Consider the following 14,870-nt stretch of genomic DNA (forward strand, 5'->3'; position numbering starts at 1 on the left):
ATGTGAGGATGATTCCGAAAGGCACATAGCGGGCAAAAGGGAGTGGTGTGTGTCACGCCTGTCCGCGATACGGTGCCGGGAGTTGCGGCGACACGGCCGGGATCGTCACCGTTTCGGCGGTCTGGACGGCCGGGTACTTGCGCGATCCGTCCCGCCCGTGTGGACTACGGCCAATGCTTCGCGCACGCGCGTGGCTGAGTTCATCACCAAGACATGATCAGGAGGCAACCCGTGAGCGCGACCGCGGACCACGCGGAGGAGCGGACCACCCCTGCCGTCAGGCTGGGGTTCCAGCCAGACCAGGTGGTCCAGGAGATCGGCTACGACGACGACGTCGACCAGGAGCTCCGCGAGTCCATCGAAGAGACCATCGGCAACGAGCTGATGGACGAGGACTACGACGACGTGGCAGACGCCGTGGTGCTCTGGTTCCGTGAGGATGACGGCGACCTGACGGACGCGCTGGTCGATGCCCTCGGCTTCCTCGAGGAAGGTGGCTCGATCCTGCTGCTGACGCCGAAGACCGGCCGCGACGGCTACGTCGAGCCGAGCGACATCGGCGAGGCGGTCACGACCGCCGGCCTCTCGCAGACCAAGAGCGTCAGCGTCGGCAAGGACTGGAACGGAAGCCGGCTGAACACGCCGAAGGCTGCCGCCAAGAAGCGCTGAGCCCCGCCGGTGGACGGACCGGGCGCCGGTCCGTCCACCGGCCTGCCGTGATCGCCGCGCGGGTGCCGCCGCATAGGGTGTCCACACCCGAACAGCCCCTGACGATGGGATGCAGCGATGGCGATCCAGGTCGGCGACAAGGCGCCCGACTTCGAGCTCAAGGACAACCACGGCCGGGCCGTGAAGCTGTCCGACTTCCGCGGTGAGAAGAACGTGGTGCTGCTCTTCTACCCGTTCGCCTTCACGGGCGTGTGCACCGGTGAGCTGTGCGAGCTGCGCGACAACCTGCCGAAGTTCGAGGACCGCGACACCCAGCTGCTCGCGGTCTCCAACGACTCCATCCACACCCTGCGCGTCTTCGCCGAGCAGGAGGGCCTGGAGTACCCGCTGCTGAGCGACTTCTGGCCGCACGGCGAGACCTCGCGCGCCTACGGCGTCTTCGACGAGGGCAAGGGCTGCGCCGTCCGCGGCACCTTCGTCATCGACAAGGAGGGCGTCGTGCGCTGGACCGTGGTCAACGGTCTGCCGGACGCCCGCGACCTGAACGCGTACGTGACGGCGCTCGACGCGCTGTGACCCCCCTGCCGGGCCCCCTAGGGGTCCGCATGGCCGACACCCCGTGATTCTTCGGGGTCCAGGGCCTGCGTGCGGCGGGAACCCGTCACTAGGATCGAATCGTTGATCCGGTATCCGAAGCACGACGGGGCTCCCCGCCCCAGACACACATGGGAGGACTCGTGGGAGTCAGCCTCAGCAAGGGCGGCAACGTATCGCTGACGAAGGAGGCCCCCGGCCTGACCGCGGTCCTCGTCGGTCTGGGCTGGGACGTCCGGACCACCACCGGCACCGACTTCGACCTGGACGCCAGCGCACTCCTGCTGAACTCGGCGGGCAAGGTCGCCAGCGACCAGAACTTCGTCTTCTTCAACAACCTCAAGAGCCCCGACGGCTCGGTCGAGCACACCGGTGACAACCTCACCGGTGAGGGCGAGGGCGACGACGAGGTGATCAAGGTCAACCTGGCCACGGTCCCCGCCGACGTCGACAAGATCGTCTTCCCGGTGTCGATCTACGACGCCGACAACCGCCAGCAGTCGTTCGGGCAGGTCCGCAACGCGTTCATCCGCGTGGTCAACCAGGCCGGCGGCGCCGAGATCGCCCGCTACGACCTGTCCGAGGACGCCTCGACGGAGACCGCGATGGTCTTCGGTGAGCTGTACCGCAACGGCGCCGAGTGGAAGTTCCGCGCCATCGGCCAGGGCTACGCCTCCGGCCTGCGCGGTATCGCCCAGGACTTCGGCGTCAACGTCTGAGTCAGGTGAACGCCCCCGGGGCGTTCGAAAGTCCGCTCTGTCCGGCGCCGCACCGTTTACGGTCGGCGCCGGACGCGCAGGACAACCGGAGAAACACCGCTAGGGGAGGACCAGCATCATGGGCGTCACGCTCGCCAAGGGGGGCAATGTCTCCCTCTCGAAGGCCGCACCGAACCTCACCAACGTCATGATCGGACTCGGCTGGGACGCCCGCTCCACCACCGGCGCCCCCTTCGACCTGGACGCCAGCGCGCTGCTGTGCCAGGGCGGGCGGGTCCTCGGCGACGAGTGGTTCGTCTTCTACAACCAGCTCAAGAGCCCGGAGGGCTCCGTGGAGCACACCGGCGACAACCTCACCGGTGAGGGCGAGGGGGACGACGAATCGATTCTGGTCGACCTGCCGAAGGTGCCCGCCACCTGCGACAAGATCGTCTTCCCGGTCTCGATCCACATGGCGGACGAACGCGGCCAGACCTTCGGCCAGGTCTCCAACGCCTTCATCCGGGTCGTCAACCAGGCCGACGGCCAGGAGCTCGCCCGCTACGACCTGTCCGAGGACGCCTCCACCGAGACCGCCATGATCTTCGGCGAGCTCTACCGCTACCAGGGCGAATGGAAGTTCCGCGCCGTCGGCCAGGGCTACGCCTCGGGCCTGCGCGGCATCGCGCTCGACTTCGGTGTGAACGTCTCATAGCACCGATCGGTCCGGATGTAGGGCCCGCCCCACCCGCAGGACACCGGCGCCCTCTACACTTCGTGGTCAACAGTAGGTAAAGCCGAGTACGGCGCGAGCGAGACCCGTACACACAAGATTGGGTAGCCAGTGCTTCTGAAAACCTTCGGCTGGTCGTTCGCGATCACCGCGCTCGGCCTGGTCGCCGCGGTCTTCTACGGGGGGTGGGAGGCCTTCGGCATCGTGGCGATCCTCGCCGTCCTGGAGATCTCCCTGTCGTTCGACAACGCGGTCGTCAACGCCGGAATCCTGAAGAAGATGAACGCCTTCTGGCAGAAGATCTTCCTCACGGTCGGCGTCCTCATCGCCGTCTTCGGCATGCGGCTGGTCTTCCCGGTCGTCATCGTCGCGATCACCGCCAAGATGGGCCCCATCGAGGCCGTCGACCTCGCGCTCAACAACAAGGACCGCTACCAGGAGCTGGTCACCGACGCCCACCCGGCGATCGCCGCCTTCGGTGGCATGTTCCTGCTGATGATCTTCCTGGACTTCATCTTCGAGGACCGGGACATCCAGTGGCTGCGCTGGATCGAGCGCCCGCTCGCCAAGCTCGGCAAGGTCGACATGCTGTCGGTCTGCATCGCCCTGATCGTCCTGCTGATCACCTCCTTCACCTTCGCCACCCACGCCCACCAGCACGGCGGCGGCCACGCGGACAAGGCGCAGACGGTCCTGATCGCCGGCATCGCCGGCCTGATCACGTACATGATCGTCGGTGGCCTCTCCGGGTTCTTCGAGGACCGCCTCGAAGCCGAGGAGGAGCGCGAGCACGAGGAGGAGGAAGCGGCCGAGCGCACCGGCAAGAAGAAGTCGGCGGTCCTGCTGGCCGGCCAGGCCGCGTTCTTCATGTTCCTCTACCTGGAGGTCCTGGACGCGTCGTTCTCCTTCGACGGCGTGATCGGCGCGTTCGCCATCACCAACGACATCGTCCTCATGGCCCTCGGCCTCGGCATCGGCGCGATGTACGTCCGCTCGCTCACCGTCTACCTGGTCCGCCAGGGCACCCTGGACGACTACGTCTACCTGGAGCACGGCGCCCACTACGCCATCGGCGCGCTGGCCGTGATCCTCATGGTCACCATCCAGCACGAGATCAACGAGGTCATCACCGGTCTCGTCGGCGTCGTCCTGATCGGCTGGTCGTTCTGGTCCTCCGTACGGCGCAACCAGCGGCTCGCGGCGGCCGAGGGAAACGCGGGGTCGGACGACAAGGCTGAGGTCCCCTCCGGGGTCTGAACCGGCTCACCGGGCCGGAAACGGAGGGTGTGACGCCCTCCTCGACGAGGAACGCTCTGATGGGGGCGGCCGAGCGGTCGGCCGCCCCCAGGCGTTTTCAGGAGCTACTGGGGGCGGGAATGGGTTTCTTCGACGGGCTGCTGGGCGGGAAGGCGGCCGAGTTCGACTCGGGCAGCGCCGCGTCCAACTCCATCGAGCTCACCAGGCGGCACCAGCAGGTGTCCCTCACCAAGCAGGGCGCGGCCACCGGCAACCTGCGGATCAACCTGAGCTGGCGGATGCGGACGTCCGACTTCGACGGCGAACAGCGCACGAGCCTGCTGCGGCACCCCTTCAAGGCGCTCAGGCCGCCGGAGGTGACCGGGCACGGGCAGAGCATGGTCAACGTCGACCTCGACCTCGGGGCGCTGTACGAGCTCGCCGACGGGACGAAGGGGGTCGTCCAGCCGCTCGGCGGCCTGCTCGGGGACGTGAACGCACCGCCGTACGTCAAGCTCAGCGGCGACGACCGGTTCGGTTCGGCGTCCGGCGAGACGATGTACGTCAACCTCGACCACCGGGACGACATCAAGCGGCTGCTGGTGTTCGTGTACATCTACGACCAGACGCCGGCGTTCGACCGCACCCACGCGATCGTCACGCTGTACCCGAGCAACGGGCCGCGGATCGAGATAGGCCTCGACGAACGGCATCCGCAGGCGCGGTCGTGTGCGGTGGTGATGATCGAGAACGTGAAGGGGGAGCTGGTCGTCCGGCGTGAGGTGAAGTTCGTGTACGGGTTCCAGGGGGAGCTGGACCGGCTGTACGGGTGGGGGTTGCAGTGGGGGCGGGGGTACAAGACGGCGGAGCGGTAGGTCGCCTACGGGGGTGGGGGCCCTGTGAGTGCGCGAGTGCGGGTGGTTCGTGGTTGCTCGCGCAGTTCCTCCCCCAGCCTTCGGCCGGGGGTACCCCCAGCGCCCCTGGGCAGGGACGGTCACCGCCCGATGAACTGTGGCCCCTGTGGAGGCAGCCGGAAGTCCGTGTTCGGGACCGTTGCCACCGGGACGGGGGCCGGTGGGGGGTAGCCGTAGCCCGACTGGGGCTGTGGCTGGGGGTAGGCGGGCTGCGGGTAGGCGTAGGTGGCCGGCTGGGGATAGCCGTAGGCGGGCTGGGCGGGTACCGACGTCGGCTGCTCGGGCGGGAGCGGGAGGGACGCCGAGGGCTCCTCCGCCGGCTCGGACTCGTCCACCGAGATGCCGAAGTCCGTGGCCAGGCCCTTGAGGCCGTTGCTGTACCCCTCGCCGAGCGCGCGGAACTTCCAGCCCTCACCCCTGCGGTACAGCTCGCCGCAGATCAGGGCCGTCTCGGCGCCGGTCTCCGGCTTGATGTCGAAGTGGGCCAGCGGTTCGGCGTCGGGCGCCGCGGCGTCGTACAGCAGGATGCGCAGGGCGGGTACGTGTTCGAAGGGGACGCCGTCGGCCGACGCGACCAGGAGGATTCGGCCGACATTGGGCTCGACACCGGAGAGATCTGTCTGGATCGTGTCGGTGAGACCTTCGGCCACCCGCTTCTTGCCGAGCCGCCAGACCTGCCCGGAGGGGTGCCGGGGCTGGTTGTAGAAGACGAAGTCCTCGTCGGAGCGCACGCGTCCGTCGGGGCCGAGGAGCAGCGCCGAGGCGTCGACGTCCGGAACTCCCTGCCCGGGCGTCCAGCGCAGCACGGCCCGGACCGTGGTGGCCTCCACGGGGGCGTTCGACCCCTTCAGCATCGCGTGCGTCATGCGGTCATCCTGCCCTCTCGGTCCTGGTCACGACAACGCGGGGGGCATCGCGACCGACACAGGCGGGTTACCTGAAGTTCATGCCCGGCGGGAACCCCCGACATGGCTTTGTACGTACTATTACCGGCCACCCTTTACCAATTTCACAGGCTCGGCTCACGCCACGGGGGAGTTCTATGCGTCATTTCGGGCACATCGCACCTGAGGTGCGGCAGCGCCTCTTCCACCAGGAGCCGTGCGAGTTCACCGCCGACTCCTCGGCCCGGCTGCTCTCCGCGGCCCTGGGCGCCACGCTGTACAGCCCGGCCACCCGGCCGCGGCTCGCCGACGACGTCGTCAAACAGGCGGGACTCGGCGTGGTCTCGATGGTGCTGTGCCTGGAGGACTCCATCGGCGACGAGGACGTGGCCGCCGGCGAGGAGAACCTCGTCCGGCAGTTCGCCGACCTGGCCGAGCGGCAGCGGGCCGGCGCGGAGCTCCCGCTGCTCTTCATCCGGGTGCGCGAGCCCGAGCAGATCTCCGACCTGGTACGACGGCTCGGCGCGAGCGTCTCGCTGCTGTCCGGATTCGTGTTCCCGAAGTTCACCGAGGAGCGCGGCATCCCCTTCCTGCAGGCCCTGGACGGCGCCACGCTGAGCAGCGGCCGCCGGCTCTTCGGCATGCCGGTCCTGGAGACGCCCGAGCTGATGTACCGGGAGACGCGCGTGGACGCCCTGGAGGGCATCGCCCGCGCCGTCGACAAGTACCGCGACAAGGTGCTGGCGCTGCGCCTCGGGGTGACCGACTTCTGCTCGTCCTACGGGCTGCGCCGGGCCCCCGACATGACCGCCTACGACGTGCAGATCATCGCCTCCGTCATCGCCGACGTGGTGAACATGCTGGGCCGGGCCGACGGCACCGGGTTCACGGTGACCGGGCCGGTGTGGGAGTACTTCCGGGTCCCCGAGCGCATGTTCAAGCCGATGCTGCGGACCAGCCCCTTCCTGGAGGAGCAGGCCGTGGAGCTGCGCAACCGGCTCATCGAGCACGCCATGGACGGCCTGCTCAGGGAGATCTCCCTGGACCAGGCCAACGGACTGCTCGGCAAGACCTGCATCCACCCGTCCCACGTCATCCCCGTGCACGCACTGTCCGTCGTCAGTCACGAGGAGTTCTCCGACGCCCAGGACATCCTGCGGCCGGAACGCGGCGGCGGGGGTGTACTTCGCTCGGCCTACACGAACAAGATGAACGAGGTGAAGCCGCACCGCGCCTGGGCCGAGCGGACCATGCTCCGCGCCGAGGTGTTCGGCGTGGCCAACGAGGACGTCGGCTTCGTGGAGCTGCTCGCCGCCGGGATACCGGGTTGACGGGCGTTACGGGACGACACGGGGAACCCATGAACATCGCAGCGAACAACGGGGTCTGGTCCGGCAGCTGGGTCGCCGAGCGGCTCGGCGTCGAACTCGTGGGCGACGACGGCCTGACGGCCCTCCTCGGCCTCGCCCTGCGCCGCAACCCCCGACGGGCCCACCTCCTCGTCTCCAACGTGCTCGGCAAGCACGTACCGCAGTCGCCGTCCGTGGTCTACGGGCATGGCTTCGCCCTCGGCCGACGGGTACGTGACCTGCTCGGTGAGCGGGAGGCCGGCCAGGCCGTCGTCCTGGGGTACGCCGAGACGGCCACCGGCCTCGGTCACTCGGTGGCGGACGGGATCGGACTCGCCCCGTACCTGCACTCCACGCGCCGGCCGGTCCCCGGGGTCACGCCCGCGGGGGGCTTCGAGGAGTCCCACTCGCACGCGACCTCGCACCTGCTGCTCCCCGAGGACCCCGCCCTGCTGTCCGGCGAGGGCCCCCTGGTCCTGGTCGACGACGAGTTCTCCACCGGCAACACGGTCCTGAACACGATCCGCGACCTGCACGCCCGTTATCCGCGGAAACGTTACGTCGTGGTGGCGTTGGTCGATATGCGGTCGCAGGCCGATGCGGGGCGGCTGACGTCGTTCGCCGAGGAGATCGGCGCCAGGGTGGACCTGGTGGCGGCGGCTTCGGGGACGGTGACGCTGCCCGCGGGCGTCCTGGAAAAGGGGCAGGAGCTGGTGGCGCGGTACGAGGAGAGCGCCGCGGCAGGTGATCCGCCGGGTGCGCCGGGGCTGAGCGCGCAGTTCCCCGCGCCCCTGACGGGGCGCTCTGCAGCGCGCCCTGAAGGGGCGCGGGGAACTGCGCGAACGGCCCCCACCGGCCCGCAGCCGACCGACAACCGAACCACCCCCCACCTCACCCGCATCGACCTGCGCTGGCCGCACGGCCTCCCCGACGGCGGACGGCACGGCTTCACCCCGGCCCACCGCAGACGCCTGGAGGCGGCCCTCCCCCTCATGGCCGCGCGCGTCGCCGAAGCCCTGCCCCCCGGCGCCCGCCGCGTGCTCACGCTCGGTTTCGAAGAGCTGATGTACACCCCCCTCAGGATCGCCCGCGAGCTGGAGGCCCTGGTCGCCGCCGAGGTGCGGTACTCCACCACCACCCGCTCGCCCGTCCTGGCCGTCGACGACCCCGGCTACGCCATCCGCAGCCGCCTCGTCTTCCCGGCCCACGACAACCCCGCCGACGGCCCCGGCGAGCGCTACGCGTACAACGTCGCCGGTGCCGGCTTCGACGCCGTCGTCCTGTTCGTCGACTCGGCCGGCGACACCCCCGAACTGCACGCCCCCGGCGGCCTCCTCGACCGGCTCGGCGCGCATGCCCCGCACGTCCTGCTCGCGGCTGTACCGTCGTACGTTCCCGCGCTACCCGAAGAGAGCCCCGCCATGCTGCCCGAGCCCCTCCGCGGCCCCGCCTTCTCCTCGTACCCGCCGGAGGACGTCGGCTGGCTGCTCCAGGACCTCTCGGACGTCACGCTGGAGGCGCCGACCGAGGAGCGCGAGGAGGCGATCCAGAGCGGCGGCGCGCACTACGCCGAGTCGCTGCCGGTGGAGTACCAGCCGAGCGAGCAGTACCAGGCCCTCTTCCACGCGGCCCTGGAGACCTCGGCGGCGCGCATCGCGCAGGCGGTCGGAGTGGTCACCGAGACCGTGATGGCCGAGCGGTCCCCGCGCCCGGTGCTGGTGTCGCTGGCGCGGGCCGGGACCCCGGTGGGCGTGCTGATGCGCCGCTGGGCGCAGTTCCGGTACGGCCTCGACCTGCCGCACTACGCGGTGTCGATCGTGCGCGGCCGCGGCATCGACGCCAACGCGCTGCGCTGGCTGGCCGCGCACCACGACCCGCGGGACGTCGTCTTCGTGGACGGCTGGACGGGCAAGGGTGCGATCACCCGGGAACTCGCCGACGCGGTGGCGGAGTTCGAGGCGCGGACGGGCGTCTCCGGTTTCGATCCGGAGATCGCGGTGCTCGCCGACCCGGGCTCGTGCGTGCGGACGTACGGGACCCGCGAGGACTTCCTGATCCCCTCCGCGTGCCTCAACTCGACCGTCTCCGGGCTGATCTCGCGGACCGTGCTGCGCGCCGACCTGGTGGGTCCTGACGACTTCCACGGCGCGAAGTACTACCGCGAACTGGCCGGCGCCGACGTGTCGGTGGCCTTCCTGGACGCCGTCGCGGCCCGGTTCGCCGAGGTGACCGAAGCCGTGGACGCGGCCGTGAAGGAGCTGGGCGTCGCCGACCGCACGCCGACCTGGGAGGGCTGGGCGGCGGTGGAGCGGATCAGCGAGGAGTACGGCATCCACGACGTGAACCTGGTCAAGCCGGGCGTCGGCGAGACCACCCGGGTGCTGCTGCGCCGGGTGCCCTGGAAGATCCTGGCGCGGGCCGGGGCGGGCGCCGACCTCGACCATGTGCGGCTGCTCGCGGAGCAGAGAGGGGTACCGGTGGAGGAGGTCGGCGAACTGCCGTACACCTGTGTCGGGTTGATCCATCCCAAGTACACGCGCGGCGCGACCGGCGCCGACGGCCGGGCGGTGAACGTCTGATGGCGGTGCTCGTCGCGAGCGACCTCGACCGTACGCTCATCTACTCGGCGGGCGCCCTGGCGCTGACCATGCCGGACGCGCGGGCGCCCCGGCTGCTCTGCGTCGAGGTGCACGAGAGCAGGCCGCTGTCGTACCTGACGGAGACGGCCGCGCAGCTGCTGACCGAGCTGGGGGACGAAGCGGTCTTCGTGCCGACGACCACCCGGACCCGCAAGCAGTACGAGCGGATCAACCTGCCGGGGCCCGCGCCGCGGTACGCCATCTGTGCCAACGGCGGGCACCTGCTGGTCGACGGGGTGTCCGACGCGGACTGGCACGGGCGGGTGCTGGCGCGGCTGGCCGACGAGTGCGCGCCCCTCGACGAGGTGCGGGCGTACCTGGCGGAGCACGCCGACCCGGTGTGGCTGCGCAAGCAGCGGGTCGCCGAGGACCTGTTCGCCTACCTGGTCGTGGAGCGGGAGCTGCTGCCCGGGGAGTGGGTGAAGAGCCTCGCGGTGTGGGCGGAGAACCGCGGCTGGACGGTGTCGTTGCAGGGGCGGAAGATCTACGCCGTGCCGAAGCCGCTGACGAAGAGCGCGGCCGTGCGGGAGGTCGCGCGCCGGACCGGGGCCGAACTGACGGTGGCGGCGGGGGACTCGCTGCTCGACGCCGACCTGCTGCTGGCCGCGGACCGCGGCTGGCGGCCGGGGCACGGGGAGCTGGCCGACGCCGGGTGGACCGGGTCGGCCGTCGCCGCGCTGCCGGAGCGAGGGGTACTCGCCGGTGAGCGCATCCTGCGCGAATTCCTGAAGACGGCCCGGCAGGGGAGTCAGCCGCAGCAGCCGCCGCCGCAGCAGCCGCCACCGGAGGCGGCGGGGGCGCCGGAGCCGGCGGCGGACGCGGCGGCCGTTCCCCCTACCGCCACCGTCGACAGGAGCTTTACCGTGTCCTGATGCCCCTCCGGGCATGCTGCCGGAGCCGATGACTCGGCCATGGGGCGGGACAGTTCGAATGTGTCGCCGCAGGTGCGGCAGCGGTACTCGTAGCGGGGCATGAGGAACAGGCTAGCGGCAGTGATGCGGGAGTGATGGGCATCACTGCACCTCAGAATTTCATGAGTGTTCCTTTCTGTCCGATACTTGTGCGGAGATATTGAAAAGATCGCTGATAATTTGAGCTGGCCGCGAGGAGCCAAAAGACCGGGGGAAGAGGGGGGCTCGTAGCGCCGCGCCCGCCGCGGCCCTGCCACCCGTCGTGTCTACCTGCGCGCGCAAGACCGAGTGCGAGGGGAGACGCAGTCGTGACGGACGCAACGGAGCGGACGGGCGACCAGGAGGAGGGCCGCGACCAGGCCGGATCCCGGGATCGAAAGCCGTTCGAGCCGGATGCGACGCTGCATCTGAAGGTCGACGGCCTGCGCGCGGAGCATGCTCTGTGGCAGAAGGGCGACGACGCTCAGCGTGCGCGGGAGGTCGCACGGCAGAAGGCGGAAGCCCTGTGGAACGAGCTGCACGCGCTGCGGGCCGGGGACGCCGAAGCCGCGAAGGCGGGGGCGGGCCCGCCCCGCGACGAGGGCGACGACCCGGCGCCCCGCGAGGCGCAGCGCGAGAAGGCGGATCCGCCGAGACATGACGCGACCCTGCATCTGAAGGTGGACGCGCTGCGCGCGAAGGTGCGCGGCTTGCGGAACGACGAGACGATGCAGATCCGCATGCCGGAGCAGCGGCCTCAGGAGCCGCCGGTGCCGCGAGTCAGCCGCGCCGAGCGACGGCGCAGCGCGCGGCCCTCCGGCCGGGAGCGCGTCGTCGGCGTCTGGGGCAGGATCGGGGCTCTCGTGGGGCCCCGGCTCGCGCCCCTGGCGCCGTACGCGCGCAAGCTGCGGCCGCTGTACCCGCGGCCCGGCCGGACCGGCTGGCGTCGCTGGGTGCCGTCCTGGCGGCAGTGGCTGGGGGCCTGGCTGGGGGGCATCGGGCTGACCGGGCTGTTCCTCGTGGTGGCCTACGCCGCCACGGACATACCCTCCAACCTCAACTCGTACGCCACGCAGCAGGACAATGTGTACTTCTGGTCCGACGGGACGCCGATGGCACGGACCGGCTGGGTGCAGCGGCAGGACATGCCGCTCAAGGACATACCCGTGGACGTGCGCTGGGCGGTGCTCGCGGCGGAGAACGAGAGCTTCTACACCGACCCCGGCATCTCGGTGAAGGGCATCACCCGGGCCCTGTGGCGGACCGTCGGCGAGGGGGACACCGAGGGCGGTTCCACCATCACCCAGCAGTACGTGAAGAACGTCTACCTGACGCAGAACCAGACCGTCAGCCGCAAGTTCACCGAGGCGATGATCTCCCTGAAGCTCGGCAACAGGATGAGCAAGGACCAGATCCTGGAGGGCTACCTCAACACCAGCTGGTTCGGCCGGGGCACGTACGGCATCCAGCGCGCCTCCCAGGCCTACTACGGCAAGGACGTCAGCCAGCTGAACGTCAGCCAGGCCGCCGTGCTCGCCTCGTTGCTCAAGGGCGCCGGGCTCTACGACCCGACGCTCAGCAAGGCCAACCACAAGCGGGCGGTGGAACGCTGGTCCTGGATCCTGGACCGGATGGTCAAGATCGGCAAGCTGTCGCCGGCCGAGCGCGCCAAGTACACGACGTTTCCCGAGCCGATCGCGACCAACAAGATGTATGACACCGGTAGTCAGAGCGACTACCTGGTGGAACTGGCCCAGCAGTACGCCAAGAAGGCCGCCCACATCTCGGACAAACAGTTCGACCTCGGCGGATACCAGATCTACACCACCTTCGACCGGAAGAAGGAGGACACCCTCACCAAGGCCGTCACCAAGGCCCGCAAGGACGCCAAGGCGAGCGACCCCAAGAACGCCGCGGCCGCCCACTACGGAGCCGCCTCGGTCGCGACCGACGGACGGATCGTCGCCGTGTACGGCGGACCCGACCACCGGACCCAGGGCTACAACGAGTCCAACGCCACCACCGTCCCGGCCGGCTCCGCCTTCCTGCCCTTCGTCTACGCGGCCGGGCTGCAGAACGGCGTCCACAAGGAACGCGGTCAGACCGCCACCGACGTCCTGCCGGGGACGCTCTACGACGGCGACGACAAGGTTCCGGTCACCACACCCGACGGACCGTACTGGGACCGCAGCGGCAAGAAGGTCTACGCCAAGAACGACGACGACAGGTCGTACGGGCAGATCAGCCTCGCCGACGCCCTCGCGCGGTCGGTGAACACCCCGTTCATGCAACTCGGCATGGACACCGGACTCGACAGGGTCCGCGCCACCGCGGTGGCCTCCGGGCTGCTCTCCGAGAGCCTGGGCCCCCAGGTGCCCGCGCTGTCCGTCGGCAGCTCCACACCCAGCGCGATACGGATGGCGAACGGTTACGCCACGTTCGCGGCCGGCGGAGACCACACCGAGCCGTACTCGGTCTCCAAGATCACCCGCAACGGCCAGCGGGTCCTCCTGGACACCCCCCGGCCGACCCGCGCGGTCCGCGACGACGTGGCCGAGGACGTCGAACAGGCACTCACCGAATCGTTCCGCCTGGCCCACCCGACCCCCGCCCTCACCCACGCGGCGGCCGGAAAGGCCGGCAGCACCTACGCCAGTGGCAAGGACACCGCCGCCTGGTACACCGGCACGCTCTCGAACGTGACGACGTCGGTCGTCGTATACCGCATCGACCTGAACAAGTCCCTGGAGCCGCTGCCGCTCAAGGGAATCGCCGGAACCGGCACCGACAACGTCCCGTACACGGTCTGGGCACAGGCCATGGGCCTCGACTGACCCCCGAGGCCACGAAGCTCCCCACGCCACCAACCCGCAGAATGAGCCGCGCATGAAGCCCCGCACGAAGCCGACCACCGGCGGCCACCGCCACAAGGCGCCCGCCCGTGACCGCCGCCCAGCCCGCCCGGAGGTCATGACCCTGGCCGCCTTCCTGGTCGTGGCCTCCCTCGTCGCGGGCTACCTGGTGCTCACCAGACAGGACGACACCGCGCCCACCGCCGCCGGGACGACGAAGGCCTCCCCGTCGGCGTCGGCCTCACCGAAGTGGGACGGCAAGACCAAGATCCTCGGCGACGGCTCGACCTCGTACACCGGTCCGCAGAAGGACCAGTTGAAGCCCGAGAAGCTCAAGCCGGGGCAGAAGCCGCCCCAGTTCGTCGTCTTCTCCTGGGACGGCGCGCTGGAGGGCTCCGACCACCTCTTCTCGCACTACCGGGAGATGGCCAAGGAGTACAACGCCCACATGACCTTCTTCCTCACCGGCATCTACCTGCTGCCCAAGAGCAAGAAGACCCTCTACACCGGCCCCATGCACCAGCCCGGCGACGCCGCCATCGACTACGCGACCGACGAGCACATCCGCACCACCCTGGAACAGCTCCGCGAGGCCTACGACGACGGCAACGAGATCGGCACCCACTTCAACGGCCACTTCTGCGAGAAGAAGGGCGGCGGCGACTGGAGTGTCGAACAGTGGAAGAGCGAGATCGACCAGTTCTACACGTTCGTGGAGAACTGGAAGACCAACACCGGCTTCAAGGACATCCCCGCCCTGCCCTTCGACTTCAAGCAGGAGGTCGTCGGCGGCCGCGCCCCCTGCCTGGAGGGCCAGCCCAACCTGCTGAAAGCCCTGCAGAAGTACGGCTACAACTGGAAGTACGACGCCAGCTCACCCGGCGACTTCCAGATCTGGCCCTCCAAGAAGGACGGCCTCTGGAACTTCCCGCTGGAGATGCTGCCCTACCCCGGCGGTGACTACCAGGGCCTCTCCATGGACTTCAACTTCCTCTACAACCAGTCCAACGGCGAGACCGACGGCGACCCCTCCAAGTACGCCCAATGGGAGCAGCAGACCGTCGATTCCTACATGGACGGCTTCAACCGCGTCTACTACGGCAGCCGCGCCCCGCTGTTCATCGGCAACCACTTCGAGGACTGGAACGGCGGCATCTACATGAAGGCCATCGACCAGATCATCCCGAAGATATGCACCAAGAAGGGCGTCAAGTGCGTCTCCTTCAAGGAACTCTCGGACTGGATGGACGCGCAGGACCCGGCCACCCTCGCCCGGCTGCGCACCCTCGACCCCGCCCAGGCGCCGTCCGACTGGTCCGACATCGTCAAGTGAGCGGCGTACCAGTGTGCCGGCGCGACCTTCAATTCGGCGCGGCGGCAAGCGGATTCCAATCCTGCAACCCCCTTCACAG

At 69.5% G+C, this 14,870-nt stretch carries 12 protein-coding genes; 10 read left to right on the plus strand and 2 right to left on the minus strand.

Features of this window, described 5'->3' with window-relative positions:
- Positions 1–231: 231 nt before the first annotated feature.
- The 6 genes from ACZ63F_RS15100 to ACZ63F_RS15125 all read left to right on the plus strand — a co-directional run bounded on the left by ACZ63F_RS15100 (position 232) and on the right by ACZ63F_RS15125 (position 4,805).
- Positions 232–669 (plus strand): DUF3052 domain-containing protein, encoded by a 438-nt coding sequence (locus ACZ63F_RS15100; RefSeq protein WP_207921612.1) that lies wholly within the window; start codon positions 232–234, stop codon positions 667–669.
- 117 nt (positions 670–786) lie between these two features.
- A complete protein-coding gene (locus tag ACZ63F_RS15105) occupies positions 787–1,245 on the plus strand; it encodes a peroxiredoxin (RefSeq protein WP_352353310.1) in 459 nt (152 codons plus the stop codon).
- 161 nt (positions 1,246–1,406) lie between these two features.
- Complete coding sequence (locus ACZ63F_RS15110) at positions 1,407–1,982, plus strand: TerD family protein (RefSeq protein WP_093503512.1); 576 nt, start codon at positions 1,407–1,409, stop codon at positions 1,980–1,982.
- Positions 1,983–2,100: 118 nt separating this feature from the next.
- The gene (locus ACZ63F_RS15115; protein WP_093503514.1) at positions 2,101–2,676 is read left to right on the plus strand and encodes a TerD family protein; all 576 of its coding nucleotides are present in this window, start codon (positions 2,101–2,103) and stop codon (positions 2,674–2,676) included.
- A gap of 129 nt (positions 2,677–2,805) precedes the next feature.
- The gene (locus ACZ63F_RS15120; RefSeq protein WP_469711258.1) at positions 2,806–3,951 is read left to right on the plus strand and encodes a DUF475 domain-containing protein; all 1,146 of its coding nucleotides are present in this window, start codon (positions 2,806–2,808) and stop codon (positions 3,949–3,951) included.
- Between the two features lie 119 nt (positions 3,952–4,070).
- Entirely contained in the window at positions 4,071–4,805 is a 735-nt protein-coding gene (locus ACZ63F_RS15125; RefSeq protein WP_093503518.1) for a TerD family protein, read from the plus strand.
- A gap of 119 nt (positions 4,806–4,924) precedes the next feature.
- On the opposite strand, the gene ACZ63F_RS15130 is transcribed toward ACZ63F_RS15125, so the two are convergent.
- A complete protein-coding gene (locus ACZ63F_RS15130) occupies positions 4,925–5,710 on the minus strand; it encodes a TerD family protein (protein ID WP_469711261.1) in 786 nt (261 codons plus the stop codon).
- Between the two features lie 176 nt (positions 5,711–5,886).
- On the opposite strand from ACZ63F_RS15130, the gene ACZ63F_RS15135 reads away from it, so the two are divergent.
- Positions 5,887–7,059, plus strand: a complete 1,173-nt coding sequence (locus ACZ63F_RS15135) for an HpcH/HpaI aldolase/citrate lyase family protein (protein ID WP_351954793.1) — start codon at positions 5,887–5,889, stop codon at positions 7,057–7,059.
- A 29-nt stretch (positions 7,060–7,088) separates the two neighbouring features.
- Positions 7,089–9,656 (plus strand): phosphoribosyltransferase, encoded by a 2,568-nt coding sequence (locus tag ACZ63F_RS15140; RefSeq protein ID WP_469711264.1) that lies wholly within the window; start codon positions 7,089–7,091, stop codon positions 9,654–9,656.
- 808 nt (positions 9,657–10,464) lie between these two features.
- Here ACZ63F_RS15140 and ACZ63F_RS15145 read toward each other — a convergent pair.
- A complete protein-coding gene (locus tag ACZ63F_RS15145) occupies positions 10,465–10,689 on the minus strand; it encodes an FmdB family zinc ribbon protein (RefSeq protein WP_469711266.1) in 225 nt (74 codons plus the stop codon).
- 657 nt (positions 10,690–11,346) lie between these two features.
- Between ACZ63F_RS15145 and ACZ63F_RS15150 the strand changes: the two genes are divergently transcribed.
- Together ACZ63F_RS15150 and ACZ63F_RS15155 are read left to right on the plus strand one after the other, a co-directional pair.
- Positions 11,347–13,440, plus strand: a complete 2,094-nt coding sequence (locus ACZ63F_RS15150; protein WP_469711400.1) for a transglycosylase domain-containing protein — start codon at positions 11,347–11,349, stop codon at positions 13,438–13,440.
- Between the two features lie 136 nt (positions 13,441–13,576).
- Positions 13,577–14,791, plus strand: a complete 1,215-nt coding sequence (locus tag ACZ63F_RS15155) for a polysaccharide deacetylase family protein (RefSeq protein WP_469711402.1) — start codon at positions 13,577–13,579, stop codon at positions 14,789–14,791.
- Positions 14,792–14,870: the final 79 nt, after the last annotated feature.

This window comes from Streptomyces sp. NPDC104761 (assembly GCF_055583445.1).

Excerpts from the sequence above, each read along its gene's own strand:
- ACZ63F_RS15105 (WP_352353310.1), top strand. The coding sequence starts at position 787 with ATGGCGATCCAGGTCGGCGACAAGGCGCCCGACTTCGAGCTCAAGGAC.
- ACZ63F_RS15115 (WP_093503514.1), top strand. The coding sequence starts at position 2,101 with ATGGGCGTCACGCTCGCCAAGGGGGGCAATGTCTCCCTCTCGAAGGCC.
- ACZ63F_RS15125 (WP_093503518.1), top strand. The coding sequence starts at position 4,071 with ATGGGTTTCTTCGACGGGCTGCTGGGCGGGAAGGCGGCCGAGTTCGAC.
- ACZ63F_RS15130 (WP_469711261.1), bottom strand. The coding sequence starts at position 5,710 with ATGACGCACGCGATGCTGAAGGGGTCGAACGCCCCCGTGGAGGCCACC.
- ACZ63F_RS15135 (WP_351954793.1), top strand. The coding sequence starts at position 5,887 with ATGCGTCATTTCGGGCACATCGCACCTGAGGTGCGGCAGCGCCTCTTC.
- ACZ63F_RS15140 (WP_469711264.1), top strand. The coding sequence starts at position 7,089 with ATGAACATCGCAGCGAACAACGGGGTCTGGTCCGGCAGCTGGGTCGCC.
- ACZ63F_RS15145 (WP_469711266.1), bottom strand. The coding sequence starts at position 10,689 with ATGCCCCGCTACGAGTACCGCTGCCGCACCTGCGGCGACACATTCGAA.
- ACZ63F_RS15150 (WP_469711400.1), top strand. The coding sequence starts at position 11,347 with ATGCCGGAGCAGCGGCCTCAGGAGCCGCCGGTGCCGCGAGTCAGCCGC.
- ACZ63F_RS15155 (WP_469711402.1), top strand. The coding sequence starts at position 13,577 with ATGACCCTGGCCGCCTTCCTGGTCGTGGCCTCCCTCGTCGCGGGCTAC.